12 protein-coding genes are annotated in these 17,330 nt (G+C 65.8%); 7 read left to right on the top strand and 5 right to left on the bottom strand.

The annotated features are described in order from the left end of the window. Nucleotides 1-1,299, top strand: coding sequence for a TRAM domain-containing protein (locus tag NT151_13505; protein MCX6539931.1), 1,299 nt, complete (start codon nt 1-3; stop codon nt 1,297-1,299). A 3-nt stretch (nt 1,300-1,302) separates the two neighbouring features. On the opposite strand, the gene NT151_13500 is transcribed toward NT151_13505, so the two are convergent. The 3 genes from NT151_13500 to NT151_13490 form a co-directional block, all read right to left on the bottom strand. Continuing rightward, complete coding sequence (locus tag NT151_13500; protein ID MCX6539930.1) at nt 1,303-1,986, bottom strand: gamma-glutamyl-gamma-aminobutyrate hydrolase family protein; 684 nt, start codon at nt 1,984-1,986, stop codon at nt 1,303-1,305. A 105-nt stretch (nt 1,987-2,091) separates the two neighbouring features. Beyond that, nucleotides 2,092-4,131 carry an arginine--tRNA ligase gene (gene argS, locus NT151_13495; protein ID MCX6539929.1) on the bottom strand — a complete coding sequence of 680 codons (2,040 nt, stop codon included), beginning with the start codon at nt 4,129-4,131 and terminating at the stop codon, nt 2,092-2,094. A gap of 60 nt (nt 4,132-4,191) precedes the next feature. After that, entirely contained in the window at nt 4,192-4,782 is a 591-nt protein-coding gene (locus NT151_13490; GenBank protein MCX6539928.1) for a molybdenum cofactor guanylyltransferase, read from the bottom strand. Between the two features lie 47 nt (nt 4,783-4,829). Here NT151_13490 and NT151_13485 point away from each other — a divergent pair, with 47 nt between their 5' ends. The 6 genes from NT151_13485 to prfB all read left to right on the top strand — a co-directional run bounded on the left by NT151_13485 (nt 4,830) and on the right by prfB (nt 12,943). Then, on the top strand, nt 4,830-7,058 hold the full coding sequence (locus tag NT151_13485) for a tetratricopeptide repeat protein (protein ID MCX6539927.1): 2,229 nt from the start codon (nt 4,830-4,832) through the stop codon (nt 7,056-7,058). 158 nt (nt 7,059-7,216) lie between these two features. Next, nucleotides 7,217-8,653, top strand: a complete 1,437-nt coding sequence (locus NT151_13480; GenBank protein MCX6539926.1) for a nodulation protein NfeD — start codon at nt 7,217-7,219, stop codon at nt 8,651-8,653. Further along, nucleotides 8,650-9,399 carry a slipin family protein gene (locus NT151_13475; protein MCX6539925.1) on the top strand — a complete coding sequence of 250 codons (750 nt, stop codon included), beginning with the start codon at nt 8,650-8,652 and terminating at the stop codon, nt 9,397-9,399. The genes NT151_13480 and NT151_13475 overlap by 4 nt, the downstream gene beginning before the upstream one ends. A gap of 104 nt (nt 9,400-9,503) precedes the next feature. Then, on the top strand, nt 9,504-10,169 hold the full coding sequence (locus NT151_13470; GenBank protein MCX6539924.1) for an SPOR domain-containing protein: 666 nt from the start codon (nt 9,504-9,506) through the stop codon (nt 10,167-10,169). Nucleotides 10,170-10,186: 17 nt separating this feature from the next. Then, nucleotides 10,187-11,671: an apolipoprotein N-acyltransferase gene (gene lnt, locus NT151_13465; GenBank protein MCX6539923.1), complete on the top strand. Its 1,485-nt coding sequence runs from the start codon at nt 10,187-10,189 to the stop codon at nt 11,669-11,671. Between the two features lie 137 nt (nt 11,672-11,808). Continuing rightward, nucleotides 11,809-12,943, top strand: a protein-coding gene (gene prfB / locus NT151_13460; protein ID MCX6539922.1) for a peptide chain release factor 2 whose coding sequence is annotated in 2 segments (ribosomal slippage) — nt 11,809-11,886 and nt 11,888-12,943 — 1,134 coding nt in all. Because the reading frame shifts where the segments join, the coding sequence is not laid out codon by codon here. A 6-nt stretch (nt 12,944-12,949) separates the two neighbouring features. On the opposite strand, the gene NT151_13455 is transcribed toward prfB, so the two are convergent. Together NT151_13455 and NT151_13450 are read right to left on the bottom strand one after the other, a co-directional pair. Next, nucleotides 12,950-15,301: a PBP1A family penicillin-binding protein gene (locus NT151_13455; protein MCX6539921.1), complete on the bottom strand. Its 2,352-nt coding sequence runs from the start codon at nt 15,299-15,301 to the stop codon at nt 12,950-12,952. Then, nucleotides 15,302-17,185, bottom strand: a complete 1,884-nt coding sequence (locus NT151_13450; protein MCX6539920.1) for a FecR domain-containing protein — start codon at nt 17,183-17,185, stop codon at nt 15,302-15,304. Between the last annotated feature and the right edge of the window lie 145 nt (nt 17,186-17,330).

Below are 17,330 nucleotides of genomic sequence, written 5' to 3'. Positions count from 1 at the left end.
GTGGCCGATGCGCTGAAGGTCGGAGACCTCGTGACGGTGACGCCGGAAAAACCGGTGGCGGGCGGTCGCATGATTGCGCGTCACGACGGCTGTGTGCTGCTCGTGGCCGGGGCCATACCCGGCGAGTTGGCGCGGGTGCGTATCGAACGGGTGGAGCGATCAATGGCCTACGCCGTGGTCGAAGAGGCCCTCGAGCCGCATCTCGCTCGACGAACGGTGACCGACGATCCGCGTTGTGGAGGAGCTGTCTACGCGCACATCGAGTATCCCGAGCAGACGCGTCTGAAGGGCGAGATCATCCGCGACGGGCTCAAGAGGCTGGCGCGGCTCGATCCACCCGACGTGATCGCCGTGATGCCGTCGCCCGAGCGCGGCTACCGCATGCGGGCCCGGGTGCACGTGCGCAACGGGCGCATCGGGTTCTTTCTCGAGAACACGCATCGCATCTGCGACGTGCGGGAGTCCGGACAACTGCTTCCAGAGACGGCGCTCGCGCTTGATGCCGTCGCAGAGATGCTCCGCGAGGCAGGGTTGACCGGGGCAGCCGACCTCGACGTCTCTGAGAACCGCAGCGGCGACATGCGCGCGGTGCACATCGACCTGGCACCTGACGCACGGCTTGAGCTCCCCGAGGAACTCGGCCCTGTGCCTGGCGTCACCGGCCTGTCGTGGTCCCACCCCGCCATGCGGGCGGAGCGCATCGTGTCTGGAAGTCCATTCGTAGAGGACGCCCTCCAACTTTCCGGTTGTGCCGACGCGTCTGCCGTCACACCGATCAGGTTTCGCCGACACGTGCGGGCGTTCTTCCAGGGCAACCGCTTCCTCCTGGATCAGTTGGTTGCGTCGGTCGTCGCCGCGTGTCCGGCCGGCCCAGTCGTTGATCTGTACGCCGGTGTCGGCCTGTTTGGTGTGTGCCTGGCGGCCACAGGGCGGCACGCGGTCACCGCGGTTGAGGGGCATCCGGCCTCGGCGGCCGACTTGAAGGTCAACGCGCAACCCTACAGCCGGTCCATTATGGTGCGTCACACCTCGGTCGAGCGTTTCGTCCAGGAGAGGACCGGGGTCGGCCCCGGTACGCTCATCCTCGACCCGCCCCGCACCGGGATGTCACGCGAGGCGATGGCGGGCGCGCTCGGGCTTGGCGCCGATCGCGTCGTCTTCGTGTCGTGTGATGTGGCGACCTTCGCCCGTGACGTGCGCCGGTTCGTGGACGCGGGCTACCACCTGCACGCCATTCAAGGATTCGACTTGTTCCCGACCACGGCCCACGTCGAAGTCCTCGCCGTGCTGGTCCGCTGACTGCTACTGAGCGGCGGCGATGAAGCCGTCGAAAAGAGGCCTGAACTCGCCGGTGCGCCAGAAGTTCTCCGGGTGCCACTGCACACCCACACAGAACGTCGCGCCCCTGCGCTCCATGCCCTCGATCACGCCATCAGGAGCCGTTGCCGACTGGTCGAACCCCTCGGCCACGCGCTTGACGCTCTGGTGATGGCGGCTGTTGACGTCGAGCGCCTCGGCGTCCTTCAGTTCGTTCTGCATCAACGTCCACAGGATGCTCCCGCGCACCACCCACACTTCATGGGCGAGGCCAAAGAGCGGCGTCTTCATCGCGTGTTCCAGGGCGCCAAAGACCTGCGACGGGATGTCCTGCACCAGCGTGCCGCCGCACGCCACGTTCATCACCTGCATCCCACGGCAGATCGCCAGGACGGGGACGTCTGCCGCGAGCGCCTTGCTGATCAGGCCAATCTCGTACTCGTCGCGGGCGCTGTCAATTTCGGACACGGACGAATGTCGCGGCTCGCCGTAGCGCGCCGGATCGACGTCCGGGCCGCCGGTCAGCAGCAAGCCGCGGCACCAGGTCACGACCTCGTCGGCGCAATCGACGCTCGGGTCCAGCACGCGAGGCTCGCCACCCGCCCGGCGGATGGACTCCTGGTAGTCGGGAAGCGCTCGGCAAGGGCTGACCGCAATCAGTGGCTGCATGACTCATTCTCTTCCGACACAATCACTCCCGGAGTGATTGCCTCTTGGCACAATCCTCGCGTTGACACAATCACTCCCGGAGTGATTACCTGCGTCATCCGGACGCTACATCCGGGCTGGCACCTCGATGCCCATCAGATCCAATGCCCGCGTCATCTGCGTGCGGAAGTACGCGACGCCCGCCGCCCGCCAGATCTTCGCGTCGCCCCGCTCCTCGTTCAGGACGGGATAGCGATGATAGTACCCGTTGAACATCTGCGCCAGCCCGAACGCCCACTTGGCCAGCACCGAGAACTCCAGGCCGCGCACCGATTGCTGCGCGATATCGTCGAGTCGCGAACTCTCGAGCACCAGTGCCCAGAGTCCATGGTCGTCCAGGCTGTCGCGCAGTTCGGCCGAGTCGGTCGTGGCCAACCGGGCCGTCACCTGCGCCGTGTCCAGGCCGTCGCGCTCGCTCAGCTTCTGGAAAATGTTGTTTGCGCGCACCACGGCGTACTGCAGGTAGGGGCCGCTCTCGCCCTCGAAGCTCAGCGCCTCATCGATATCGAAGGCGATGACCTTGCCTCGCGAGAACCGCACGAGAAAATACCGCACCGCCGCGACGGCGATAATTTCGGCCGTCCGCTGCTGCTCGGCAGGCGGGAGTTCCGCATTGCGCTTGGCGACTTCGCCGCGGGCCTTCGCGATGAGCGTGTCGATCAGGTCGTCGGCCTTGACGCCCAGGCCCTTCCGGCCGGACACCTCGACAAACGGTTTCGTCGTATCGTTCGCTTCGGCATCGTACCCAAGCTGCCGCGCCGTCTGGTGTGAGAGCGCCACCATTTCGTACGAGAAGTGCACGGAACGTTCCGCTTCGCCAGGATGACCGGCGGCGGCCAGTGCCTGCTTCAGCAGTTTCTGCAGGTAAGACTGCCGCACGTCAATCACGTTGTAAACCGTGTGACCCTTGCCAAACGCCGGCCTCGACGCCTCATCGGATGTCGGCGATGACGACGTGGCCCACAGAGGACCGTCCTTGCCTGGTGCGCCAAAAAGGCGATAGTGGAAGTCCCGGTCGAGCAGTCCGAACTTCCAGAACTGGTACGCCATGTCCTTACCGACGTAGGTCACCGTCCCGTTGGATCGCACGATAACCTTCTCGGCCTGATCGCCCTCGTCTGTCGCCGCATCGCCAGGCGCGTCGCCTGACAATTCGCCTTCAACCTCCACCGCGGCGGAGGTCTCGTCTTCGATCCGCATCACCCAGCATCCCGCGAGTCGGCCAGTTGGCTGGAAGTAGACCGTGCCCTGCGCCTTCAACGTCTCGAACGCGCGGTTCCAGAAGTGGAGCCGCAGGATGTCGCCCTCCCACGTGAGCAGGTCGTACTGGACGTTGAGCCGGGCCATCGTTTTCAAGTGGCAGCCGACGATGCGATCGGCGACGAAGGCGGCGATGGCGGCAGCCTCACCTTCGCCGCGCTCGAGATCGTGCAGCGTTCGTGCGCGGATCGCCAGTCGCTCCTTGTCGCCGGCGTACCACTCGGTCACCCGGGCGTAAAGATCCCAACAGTAGTAGTCGAAACGCGGCCGCGAGGCGATGGCTTCAACATCGGCAAGCGTCTGGTGCTCGAGTTGCTGAAATCCCACAACGACGTCGGCGACCTGGACTCCGGTGTCGTCGATGTAGTTCTGGATTTCGACCGGGTTCCCGAGGAACCTGAGCGCACGCACCAGCGTGTCGCCCAGGGCGGCGTTGCGCAGGTGGCCGATGTGCGCGGCCTTGTTGGGGTTGATCGCCGTGTGTTCGACGATCGTCTTCGCCGGTGCCTGGGCGGCGACGGCTGCCGACACGCGCCCGGACAACCGATCCGTCAGGTACGAGACGCGATCGAAGTAGAAGTTCAGATACCCGTTGGCCGCGCAGTCCACGCGGGCGATGCCCGGAATCGCCCCAAGCGTGGCCGCGATCTCCTGACCGATGAGCTTCGGGGCTTTTCGAAGGCGACGGGCCAACTCGAAGGCCAGCGGCACCGCCAGATCGCCCAGCGCGCGGTTGGGCGTTCCCGCTAACGCCACATAAGGCAGATCTGATGGCGAAAGGCCGTACAATTGCTTGACGGCGGCGATGACGCGGGTCCGAATCGTGTCCTGAATCGACAAAATCATGTGCGGTTCATCTCGGGCCTCGTTGACTCGCTTGGGATCCTGAATCTACGATGACTGATGTCACGCCAATCGACCATGACCACGTTCGGCGCGGGCCAGGTCGTCGGGTGTATTGATATTGAGCAACAGAAGGCCGTCCGGATCGAAGGCGGCGATCTCAATCGGGTCGATGGTTCGCACGTGCACATCGCGAAACAGATCGAGCACTTTCAGCACTCCAGCGTCCAGGCGTTGCCGAATGGGCTCGGCACACGCCTGGGTGTAGCACGCGCAGAGCGGGTGGTACCCGTCGGCGGCGTGGGGCACGGCGACATCGGCATCCTGCGCGGCTTCCATTACGCGGGTCAGAAACGGTGCGGTGAGATAGGGCATGTCGCACGCGATGACCAGCACGGGTTCTTTCGCGATGGCCAGAGCCGTGTAAATGCCGCCGAGGGCTCCGGCGTCAGGCACGAGATCTCCGAAGACGGGCACGCCGATGTCCGCGAAGCGGGCCAGATCGTCGGCGATAATGACCACGCGGTCGGCGCAGCGGCGCAGCACATGCAGTTGGCGGTCGAGAATCGTCTGGCCGTCAATGACGAGTTGGCTTTTGTCCCGGCCGCCCAGGCGGCGGGCTCGGCCTCCGGCAAGAATCGCTGCAGTGGACATATGGCGCCCCGGCACACCGGGTACCAAGCCGTTACGTTAGCAGAAAAATGAGTGAGACGGTAATCGGTCGGATGCTCGTCGCCAGCCTCCATCAGGCCATTTCGGAACGGCTGCCGATGCGGCTCGAGTTCTACGAGTCGTGGATCAATTCCCGGCGGATGCGGTCGAGGCGCGTCACCCTCGGCGCGATGCGCGCGGTCTTCAGTTTCCTCAGGCAGGAAGACGATGTATACAACGCCGTGATGACGCGAGCAGGAGAATTGACGGCGCAATGGACCATCGATGAACTGACGCCGCTCCGGCGGGCCTGGCTGCGGCGACTGCCGTGGCGTCTACGGGTGCGCGCCGCTGGCCGGCTGGCGCGGCGCATCGCTGTCGACACGTGGCAGGAAACGCGGGCGTCGATGCGGTGGAAGGGCGGACGTGGCATATTCGTGCTCCAGCGGTCGCTCTTCTGTGACGTGCGAGCCGCGTCGGCTACCGCGCTCTGCGTGTACTACGCCGCCGTTGCCCGCGGCATGGCTCAGGCGCTGGACGTGGAAGTCGACGTCGCGGTTGAGCAGTGCCAGGCTCGAGGAGATGGACAGTGCGCTGTGACGGTTGGTCCCATCAGGCCGCGGCAGGTGGTGTCGATCGTCGTGCCGTTGCTCGCGATGGTGTGTGTGCTGATGCCTGGGTTGTTGCACGCTCAGACCGCCGCGCCTGTGGCCGCGTCGCGCGAACGCGTGCTGGTGATGCCGTTCGAGAATGCAACGCGCGATCCGCGGTTCTCCTGGCTCGGAGAAGCGTCGGCCGTCCTGTTGACCGAGCGCCTGCGGGGCGCCGGCGTCGACGCCATGGTTCGGTACGAACGCTTGCGCGCCTTCGAGCGATTGCAGGTGCCGCCGTTCGCGGCGCTCAGCCGGGCGACGGTCGTGCGCATCGGACAGTTGGTGGGGGCTACCGATATCGTGATTGGCTCGGTGACGTCGGAAGGCGATGCGCTGGTCTTCACCGCGCGCCGGCTTCGCTTGTGGCAGGGCCGGCTCGATCCGCCGGTTGTCGTTCGCGGGAAGCTCCAGGAGTTGTTCGCGATTGTCGACCGGCTGGCGGCGGGCATGGCATCGTCATCGGCCGTCTCCGATACGGAGCGGCCGGCACTCGGGTCTTCGCCACCTCCGTTGGCCGCCTTTGAGGCCTACATCAAAGGGTTGCTCGCGCAGACGCCGGCGGCGCAAGTGAGATTCCTGCACACCGCGCTGCAGGCAGCCCCGAGCTACGACGTCGCGCGCATCGCGCTGTGGCAGGCGCATACGGCGGCGGGTGAACATCGGGCCGCGCTCGAGGCCGTGCGGGCCGTGCCGGACACCTCGCCGGTGGCCGTGGAGGCCCGATTCCTGGCGTCGGTCTCCCACATTCACGTCGGCGAGTACGCGGACGCCTATCGACTGCTGACCGGTCTGCGGCAGCGCGCGCCGTCCGCGATTATCCAGAACAACCTGGGCGTCGTACGTCTGCGAGCGACGACCCTGCCGGCTGAGGCAGCCCGGGCGGCAACGTACTTTTCGGACGCGCGCACCCTGGACCAGCTTGATCCGGACTACGTCTTCAACCTGGGCTACGCGACGTGGCTCGATGGTGACGCCCAGGCGGCGGCCTCGTGGCTGCGCGAGGCGGTGCGCCTGAGTCCGGCCGATGGCGCCGCCCACGCGCTGCTCGCCACGGTGTTGCAGGCGGCCGGTCAGAGCGCCGAGGCGACCCGTGAACTCTCGCTTGCCCAACGGCTCTCGTCCTCGTACGACATGCTCGACCTCAAAACTGCGGCGGCGAGTCCGGCCCGCGGCCAGGAGCGGCTCAAAGAGGCGATCGAGCCACCGCGAGCCGAGCGCGTCGATGCAACCGTGGAGATGATTGGCCAGCGCGATCAGCGCGAGCTGGCCGTGTTCTACCTGGACCGTGGCCGCCGCTTCTTCGATCAGGACAACGACCGCGAGGCCGAACCTGAATTGAAGCGGGCCCTGTACCTGGCGCCCTACGACGCGGAGGCCAACCTGCTGGTCGGCCGGATCTGCCTGCGGACAGGGCGGTTGCGGGAGGCGATCGAGGCCTTCAAGATCTCGCTCTGGAGCCAGGAGACCGCCGCCGCGCACCTGGGGCTCGCCGAAGGGTATCTCGAGGCCAAGACCCTGGACCTCGCCCGCAGTGAAGCGGAGCGGGCCTTGGCACTCGATCCGGCATCCACGCAGGCGCAGCAGTTGCTCGAACGGCTGAAGCGAGGCCCCGGGATGTCCGCCTAAGTCCTTCGATTCATACGTTCGGTGACGAACGTATTCCCTCAGGACTTAGTGCTGAGCGAGTTTGTTGACCAGATCGCCCCGCGAGAATACGCCACTGTAGCTACGAGTCGAAGCACTAAGGGGATATAATCAGCGCGCGTCTGACTGGAGCGCGCGTCATGTCTGCATCTGCCCGGTTCGAAGCCCGTCGGTACGCCATCCGCGGCGCCTGTTGGTTGGGCGTCTTGCTGGCGCTTGCCAGCGTCCCCTGGCAGCCCACCCACGCCGTCGCCCAATCACCTGGTGGCGTCATGCCGGCGAAAGCCGGCATCCAGGGTGAAACAGGCAGACCGTCGTCGAGCAGTCCGCTCGTGCTGGTCGCCCACGTTGACGCCCTCATCCACCCCGTGTCGGCCGAGTTCATGGTCGAGGCGATCTCGCGGGCCGACGAGCAGGGGGCGGCGCTTCTGATCTTCACCCTCGAAACGCCGGGCGGACTGGTCGATTCCACGCGCACGATCATCACCAGGATGCTCGCGGCGAAGACGCCGATCGTGGTGTTCGTGGCGCCGTCTGGCGCGCGAGCGGCGTCGGCGGGGTTCCTCATCACCATTGCCGCGGATGTCGCGGTGATGGCGCCCGGCACGCATATCGGGGCGGCGCATCCGGTGTCGGGGCAGGGCGAGAAGATGGACGAGACGGTCGCGAAGAAGGCGGCGTCGGATGTGGCCGCCTACGCGCGAACGCTCGCTGCGGGCCGTGGCCGCAACGTGCAGTTGTCGGAACAGGCGGTCACCGACAGTCGGGCGTTCACCGAATCGGAGGCGCTCAACGCCGTGCCCGCGCTCATCGACCTGATCGCCACCGACGTGCCCGATCTGCTGCGGAAGCTGGATGGCCGCGAGGTCCAGCGATTCGACCGCGCCCGCGCACAACGGCTGCAGGTGGCCGGCGCGCGCGTGGAGGTGATCGACATGTCGTTCCGCCAGCGGGTCCTTGGCACGCTGGCGCATCCGAACATCGCGTACATCCTGCTCAGCCTCGGCGTCCTTGGCCTCACCATCGAACTGTGGTCGCCTGGTGCGGTGCTGCCAGGCGTGGTCGGGGGCATCTGCCTGCTCCTCGCGTTTTTCACGTTTCAGGTGCTTCCCATCAACTACGCGGGCGCGCTGCTGATCCTGTTCGGCCTCGTCTTGCTCGTGCTCGAAATCAAAGTCACCAGCTACGGCGTGCTGGCTGTTGGGGGCATCGTCAGCCTGCTGCTGGGCTCGATGATCCTGATCGATGCGCCCACGCCGGAGCTACGCGTCAGCCTGGGCCTGATCGTGCCGGTGGTCCTCGCGCTGTCGGCCATTCTGCTGTTCCTCGTACGCCTCGCGGTGATCTCGCAACGACGGCGGTCGGTGACCGGCGCGGCCGGCATGATCGGTGAGCGCGGCAGGGCCCTGACGCCGATTCCAGCCGGTGGTGAAGGTCAGATAGCGGTGCACGGCGAAACCTGGACTGCGCACGCCAGCGAGGCGATCGAGGCCGGGGAACACGTGTGTGTCACGGGAATCAACGGGCTCACCGCGACGGTGAGCCGTGATGGTGTGAACAAGGAGTTGCGCTCATGATCGAATATCCAATTCTTCTGTTTCCCTTGCTGCTGGTGTTGTACGTGGTCAGCTCCATCAAGGTGCTGGCGGAGTATGAGCGGGGCGTGATCTTCCGGCTGGGCAAGCTGCTGCCGGAACCAAAGGGTCCCGGCGTGATTCTTGTCTTCGCTCCAATCGATCGCATGGTCCGTGTCGGCCTGCGCACGGTCGTTATGGACGTGCCGCCGCAGGATGTCATCACGCGCGACAACGTGTCGGTCAAGGTCAACGCGGTCGTCTATTTCCGCGTGGTGGATCCGCTCCGGGCGATCGTGCAGGTGGAGAATTATCATTACGCCACGTCGCAGTTGGCGCAGACCACGCTGCGCAGCGTACTCGGGCAGGTGGATCTTGACGGCCTGCTGTCTGATCGCGAACGGCTGAACTCCACGCTCCAGAAAATCCTCGATCAGCACACCGATCCGTGGGGCATCAAGGTCTCGTCGGTCGAAGTGAAGCACGTCGATCTGCCGGAGAACATGCAGCGCGCGATGGCGCGGCAGGCCGAGGCCGAGCGCGAGAAGCGTGCTAAGATCATTCACGCCGCGGGCGAACTCGAAGCTTCGGAGAAACTGGCGCAGGCCGCTCATGTGATTGCCAGCGGGCCGGAGGCTATGACGCTCCGCTACCTGCAGACGTTGACCGAGATCGCGGCCGAGAAGAACTCGACAATCATCTTCCCGCTGCCAATCGATCTGCTCCGGGGGATTCTGAACAGGCCCTAAACCCCGAGCTCACGTGGATGGCGGACGGCGGCGGATCATCGCGCCCCGTTTCACGGCGGCGAACAGGCCGTGTGGGGCGCAACACAACTCGGGTCGAAGGGTAGATGGACCGCACCGCACTGACGATGGCCGACGACACCACACGCGGCGTGCACCTCAACGAGAAGCAGCTCGTCTTCGCGCTGATGGCGGCTGGTGTGATCTGCGGCGTCATGTTCCTGTTTGGCGTCCTGGTCGGCCGTGGTGTCCAAGCCGAGCGCGGCCCGGTCGCCGAAGGCGCGATGATGAGCGCGCCGCAGGCCGTGCCGGATTCCCAGCCCGCTGCCGACGCGGCGGGCGCGAAACCCACCGGATCGCAGACTGACGACTTTTCGTACGCGAAGCGCCTGTCGCAGCCGGAAGCGCCTGCCGAGCCGCTCAAAGCGCCGACGACGGCTGCGACTCCGGCAGGAGGGACGATCTCCACTGACTTGCCGCAGCCGCCGCCCGATGCGCCCGACGATTCGCCGGCTGCGGGTCGGGCCGAGGCCACGGCGACCGGTCCCTTCACGGTCCAGGTTGCCGCCGTCAAGAAACGCAGCGATGCGGATGTCGTTGTCAAGCGGCTGAAGGCCAAAGGCTACGAGGCCCGCGTGGTCGCGCCGGAAGCCGGCGATCGGACCGGCGTGTTCCGCGTGAAGGTCGGCACCTACAAGACCAGGCACGACGCCGATGCCGTGGCCCGCAAGATCGAGAGCGAAGGACAGTACAAGCCCTGGGTTACCCGCTAGCTATCCTCTCCGGCGTCCTGCTCGCAGTGAGCTTTCCGCGGTACGGACACTCTGCCGTGGCGTGGATCGGGCTCGCGCCGCTGCTGCTCGCGCTGGTCCGGCATCCCGAGATCCGCACGCGCCATGCGTTCCTGCTTGGTCTGGTGGCCGGTGCCGGCTACTTCGGCGGCACGGTGTATTGGACGCCGGCGGTGATGCAGACGTTTGGCGGCCTGAACTGGCCCTTGGCCGTCGTGGTCGGAGGCCTGCTCGTCGCGTATCTCGCGCTCTTCCCGGGCGTGTTTGCCGTGATCGTCGCGCAACTGGTCCGGGCGCTGGGAGCGCGCGGACTGGTGTTGGCCCCGGCGGTGTGGGTGGCGACCGAGTTGGCGCGTCGCTACGTGCTGGGCGGCTTCCCGTGGGTCCTGCTCGGTGCGAGCCAGGCGACCGCGACGCCGATTGCCCAGACCGCGAGCCTGGCAGGCGTCTACGGACTCTCCGCGCTCGTCGCGCTGGGGTCGGTGGCGGCGGTGATGGCTGCTGTGGGACGCGGGCGTGACCGGGTCGTGGTGCCGGTCTGCGCTCTCGCGATCATCGGCGGGCTCGCCGCGTGGGGGCAGTGGAGAGTGCAGGAGGGGAGCCTGCTCAGGAACGGCGACCCCATCCGGGTCGCGCTGGTCCAGGGGAATATCAGGCAGGAAGAGAAGTGGAGCCAGGCCTCGGCGGCGCAGATCCTCGACATCTATTTGAAGTTGACGATGCAGGCCGCCGATCAGGGCGCCAGGCTCGTGGTCTGGCCCGAATCGGCGACGCCATTTCTGTTCGAACACGACGCGGGCGGTCGGGCCGTCATCAGCGAGGTCGTGCGGAGCCGCGACATCCACCTGCTCTTCGGCAGCGATCAATTCGAGCCGGGGACGCCTCCGCGGTACTTCAATTCCGCGTTCCTGCTGAACCCGGCCGGAGCCATCGCCGGCGTCTACAAGAAGATGCACCTGGTGCCATTTGGGGAATACGTGCCGCTGAAGCGCCTGCTGTTCTTCGCGGCACCGCTGGTTGATGCCGTCTCCGACTTTTCCCCGGGCGAGCAGGCGGTCGTGATGTCGATCGGGAGCCACACGCTCTCGACGGCGATTTGTTACGAGGTCGTCTATCCGGATCTGGTCGCCGACTTCGTGCAGCGAGGCAGCCAACTGCTGACGACGATTACCAACGACGCCTGGTATGGCTCTTCGTCGGCGCCGTACCAGCACTTCGAACAGGCCGCGCTTCGCGCCGTGGAGCAGGGAAGGTACCTCATCCGCGCCGCCAACACCGGCATCAGCGGGATCGTGGATCCTTACGGGCGGGTCGTCGCCGCGTCGCCCATCTTCGAACGGACCGTCGTCACCGGCGACGTCAGGTTCCTCAACGGGCGAACCATCTATGGCCGAACCGGCGACGCGTTTGCCCTGGCCTGTGCGCTCCTGACGCTGCTCGCCCTGGTCGCCACGTGGCGGCGCGCCGCCCCCCATCCGCGGTAGAATCAATAGGGCTTGTCCTCGAAACAGGTCAATCCCGGGTGTACCCCGATCAGAAGTACGCATTTTCTGCGTACTTTGGGGTCAGACCCATTTTCTCATGTCAGTCTCATTTTCGATGAGGCCTTGGAGACGCAACTATGGCACTCGAGCTTGATGATCTCGTCCGTCGTTACCAGGATCTGCTGAAGCGGGCCGCCGAGCTCAGGAGTTATCTTTGAGGCTGGACGGCCGCGGGAAGAAGTCGTCAAGCTCGAGGCGCGCATCTCCCAGCCAGCATTCTGGAGTGATCAGGCGGAGGCCCAGCGAACCCTCCAGCGCCGAAAGCGGCTTCAGGACGAAGTCGATCTGATCGAATCCCTCTCCAAGCAACAAGACGATCTCGGCGTGCTGGTCGAATGGGCCCAAGTTGGCGAGGATGTCACCGCTGAGATTGCCACTGGTCTCGATCGCCTCGACGCCGACATCGAGGCCACCGAAACCAGGCGCATCCTCGGCGGCGAGCACGACCGCGCCAACGCGATCGTGACGATCCATCCAGGCGCCGGCGGCACCGAGTCGCAGGACTGGGCGGACATGCTGCTCCGCATGTACCTGCGATGGACTGAGCGCCGTGGCTTCAAACGCGAGGTCGTCGACTACCAGCCGGGCGACGAAGCGGGCCTCAAAAGCGCCACGCTGATGATCACGGGCGAGTACGCGTACGGGCTGATGCTGTCGGAGGCGGGCGTCCATCGGCTCGTGCGCATCTCACCGTTCGACCAGGCAGCCAGGCGGCACACCTCTTTCGCGTCGGTCTACGTGTGGCCCGAACTTGAAAACGACGTCGAGATTGTCGTCGACGAGAAGGACATCCGCATCGACACGTTCTGCGCGAGCGGGCCTGGCGGGCAGGGGGTCAATACGACCTATTCCGCGGTCCGCATCACGCATCTGCCTACCAACGTCGTGGTGTCGTGCCAGAACGAACGGTCCCAGATCCGCAATCGCGATGCGGCGATGAAGGTGCTGAAGTCCCGTCTGTTCGACATGAAGATCAAGGAGCAACAGGCGAGGCTCGAGAAACTGGGCGGCGAGAAGAAGGACATCGCCTTCGGCAGCCAGATCCGCAGCTACGTCCTGCATCCCTACCAGATGATCAAGGACCACCGGACCAAGGAGCAGGTCGGCGACGTCAACCGGGTGCTCGACGGCGACATCGACGGCTTCATCAAGTCCTATCTCAAGGCCAAGGCCGCCGGCACGCTCGGACAGGCGGCGGTCGAGGATGAGTAGCGCAGGCTACTGCTTCGGAAACCCGATTCCCGGCTGCGTACCCGCGATGTAGGCCTCGTTGACCGCGCCAGGCGTGTCCGGGTTCACCGGCATCCCGGTGGCATGGTCGACCGCCATGAACACAATGTTGCCGGGCGGTTCGAAGCGCGGCGGGTTGGTTCGATCACCCCGCCGATCGATGTAGGACTTGAAGATCTCCATCCAGATGGGCAGCGCCGCGACGGCGCCGGTCTCGTTGGCGCCGAGCGGCTTCTTCTCGTCAAGGCCCACCCATACGCCAATCGTGAGATTCGGGTCGAAGCCCACGAACCACGCGTCGGTGTAGTCGTCGACCGTTCCGGTCTTGCCGGCGAGCGGCCAGTCGAGTTCGGCGGCTTTTGCGCCGGTGCCGCGCTGGACGACGCCGCGCAGCAGGTTGACCATCACAAATGCCGTGTCGGCGCGGATGCCCTCAGTCGGCTGCGGTTGGTGTTCCTCGATCAACGTGCCGTCCCGCTCGACGATCTTCAGGATCTGGAACGGCTGCATTCGCACGCCCTGGTTTGGGAACGCCGAGTAGGCGCTCGTCACCTCGAGCAGCGTGGCTTCCGACGCGCCGAGCGCCGACGATAGATACGGCCGGATCGGCGACTGGAATCCAAGTCGGCGGGCGTAGCTGATCACCTGATCGGGTGTCAGCTGCTCCATCATCCGCACGGTCGGCACGTTGCGCGAGTCCTCGAGCGTATGCCTCAGCGTCACCGATCCTTCGTACTTCCGATCGTAATTGCGCGGAGCATACGGCGGCTGTCCGGGGCCCGCATTGTAGGAGACGGGGGCGTCGAGCAGGAGGCTCGACGCGGTGTAGCCGCGGTCGATGGCCGCGGTGAAGACGATGGGCTTGAACGCCGAGCCGATCTGTCGCGGCGCCTGGACGGCACGATTGAACTTGGTTCTCGCAAAGTCGGATCCGCCGATCATCGCCTTGATCTGGCCCGTCCGATTATCGATGGCGAGCACCGCGCCTTCGACGATCGGGAACTGCTCGAGCCGGACTGTCAATAGGCCGCGCGGTTGGTCGACGGTGAGGACCTCGACCTCGATGAGATCGCCAGTGCGCACCAGATCAGCCGCGCGTGTGCGGCCAGTCCATTGAATCGACGTCCGCGTGAGATCGGCCTCGTACCGTCCGACACGGACACGCATCGGGCCGCCAGCAGGCGACGGTTCGGCGTCGGCCCGCTTGCGCTTGACCGGTACGCGATCGCGACCATCGCCGGCGCCGACGACGAGCGCTGGGACGATGTCTCCCGCCTGAATGGGTCGATCCCATCTCCGGTCTCGATAGGTGCCAAGATCGATGTGTTCGGCCGCGAGGTTGCGAGCTGGCTTCCGGAAGCCTCGGCGCTTGTCTACGTGACGAAGGCCCCGGTCGAGTGCGCGCGCCGCCGCCTTCTGCAGATCGGCGTCAAGCGTCGTGTAGACGGACATGCCGGCTTCGTACAGTTCGCGGGCGCCGTACCGGTGTTCAAGGTACTTGCGGACCTCTTCGACAAAGTACGGGGCGGTCGCGGTGCCCGCGGTGGCCATCGGAACGACGACGATGGGCTTCGCCATGGCGGCGTCGGCTTCGGCCTGCGTGATGTAGCTTTCGCCAGCCATGCGCTGTAGCGCGTAGTTGCGCCGCTGCATCGCCCTCTTTTCGTTGACATACGGACTCTGGCGCTCGGGCGACTGCAAAATGCCGGCGATGAGCGCCGCCTCCTCGAGTTTCAAGTCCTTGATGGGTTTCCCGAAGTACAGCCTCGATGCCGCCTCGACACCATACGCGCCGTGGCCCAGATTCATCTGATTGCAGTACATCGTGAAGATCTCGTGCTTCGTGTATCGCTTCTCAATCTGGATGGCGAGCAGCGCCTCCTTGACCTTTCGTTCGATTGACTTTTCCGGCTTGAGGAAGAGCTTGCGGGCCAGTTGCTGCGTCAGGGTGCTGGCGCCGTAGGTCCGCCGCATCACAATGTTCTGGAAGACCGTGACGAAGAGGCGGGTGAAGTTGATGCCGAAGTGTTTGTCGAAATCCGCGTCCTCAGCCGAGAGAATTGCCTGGCGCAACAGCGGAGGAATCTCGTCGTACCTCACCATCACGCGCCGCTGTGTGGCGAACTCGCCAATCAGTCGGTTGTCTGATGCGTAGATGCGGGTGATGGTGCCTGGGCTGTACCCGTCGAGCGCGGAGACTTGAGGCAGATCGCCCGAATAGGCGGCGACCAGTCCGGTCACGATGCCGAGCACCGCCGCGATCACGAAGAGCGCGGCGATGCCAGCTTGTCGGGCGAGCGACGGGCGCTCAGGCGCCCTGGCAGGTGTGGTTCGAGCCATTTACTCCGGAGCACCGCCGCGGCCGCGGCGTGGGGACGATGTGCCCCGGCTCGGCGACCGCTGCGTGGCTGATCCGGAATTGTATCGCGAAGACGGGGAAGACGACCCGCTGTCCGACGAGAACCCGCGTCTCGGCGTCGCCGTTGAGCTGCGCTCAGCGCGCGAACCGATATCGGGAGCCGACCGACCCGTCGGACGGGACGACCTGCGCTCGTCAGCGCCGGCCGACGATGTGCCCCACGAGCGCTCGCGCGGCGACGGCCGGGGTTCGGCGCGAGGAGATTGTGAGGTGGAAACGCGAGGCGTGGCCTCGGGCAACGAGCGTCGGCCCATCCCCCCGGCATTGCCCGACTCGGCCGTGGGGTCGGATCGTCGGCCTGAACTCCAGCCGCTTCGCTGTGCCTGTCGTTCAGTTGCCGAGACGCCGTTGTCCGGCCCGCCGCCCGCCGGAGCGCCCGGGACCGTACGCCGGTCATAGCGTACTGGCGTCGACGCGGCCCGCGGTGATCGTGCCTCTGCCTGCTGCGTGCGTTCCGTCTGCCCGCGCATCATGGCCCGCGGCGTTTCCGACGCGGCTGAGCGCTGCTGTATCCGGTCGCCCCGCCCCGGCACACCAACTCCGCGAGCGTCGCTCGATCGGGGAACGGCCCCGGTTCGCGACGTGGCCGTGATGCCTTGTCCGCGAGGCACCGCGTGCCCAACCACCGGTGAGCGGCGGCTGGCGACGAAGGCGGAACGCGTCCGGCTATCGATGCGGCGGCCGTCGATGGCCACATGCGACGCGAAGACGGCAGAGCCGAAATGGCGTCGCGGAATCACCGTCCATCCGTGCCACCCATCGTGCAGGCCGACGTACACGCCGCGCACGCCCCAGTTGCCGAACACCGGATAGTCGTTCCACCCAAGCGGGCACCAACTGACGTAGTCGCCGCCGAACGCCCAGTAGACAAAGGACGCCGCCCACGAGCGCGCCGGCATCCAGTACCAGCCGAGGCCCACCGAGAATCCCCAGCGCCCGTAGTGATGCGTCGGCCACCCCCACGGGTCGCCCGCGATCCAGAACGAATCCCACTGATCGTATTGGCGCCAGTAGCCCACCGAATAGGGGCGCCAGTCGGCCGAGACGGTTGGGAACCACACGTAGCCGTTGGACGCTTCGTTGCGCCACGTGCCGTACCGATCGAACGTCCCCGAGTAGGGTTCGAGATCCTGTGGCAGGTAGCGGGCCGAGGTCGTGCCGATCTGGGCGTCGCGCCTGGCCGCGCTCCATCGGTCGAACTCGTCCCATCGGGCCGAGTTGAAATACTGCGGCCGGCTGGGCGCTTCGCCGTCACGCGCCACGGACCGCTCGCCAGCGCGCACGTCGACCGAACCGGCGTCGTTGCCAAATGTGGCGTCGCCGCGCACGACGGCGAGTTCTGTGTTGCGCCCGCCGGTGGAGTTGTTCACGGTCACGCGATACTCGCCAGGCCCATTGCTCTGGGCCGAGGCCGCGGGTGCATCAACCTGGTACCGCACCGCGCGCGACGGATCACGCGCACCGATCACCACGATGTTGATGCGACCCTGGAGCAGGCGGATCAGATCGCCGGCGAGGACGTCAGCCGTGGTGCCTTGGTCAAGATGGAGGAGTGAGCCATCGCCGAGCATAATCTCGGCGCGTCCGCGCTCAGTGCGGATCCGATCCCCATCAAGCAGTGGGACGTTTTCGACAGCGGACTCCGAGCGACCCTCGCGATCGAGAAACACCTGTCCCTCGACAAGCGATAGATGAGCCGGAGGAGGAGTGGCCTCGGGTGCCGGCGCCGACTGCGCGAGCAGGGCCGGCGCACTGATGAGTGCGAGAAGAAATACCCACAGACAAACGCGCAGGAACCTGGTCATGTGACCCTCAAGGATGCGCCGGAATCCCAGGGCGAGATGAGATTCCCGGTCTGTAGGCAGGCAGAATCATGATAGCACAGCGGTGGCAACGTTATCAACGACAGGAGTTTACGGATTCTGTGACTCGTCGGTTCAAGGAAAGCAT

This window comes from Acidobacteriota bacterium, from assembly GCA_026393675.1.
GTDB lineage: Bacteria > Acidobacteriota > Vicinamibacteria > Vicinamibacterales > JAKQTR01 > JBAXOX01.
Note: the sequence above shows the minus strand (reverse complement) of the source record. Positions and strands in the feature narration are given on the sequence as shown.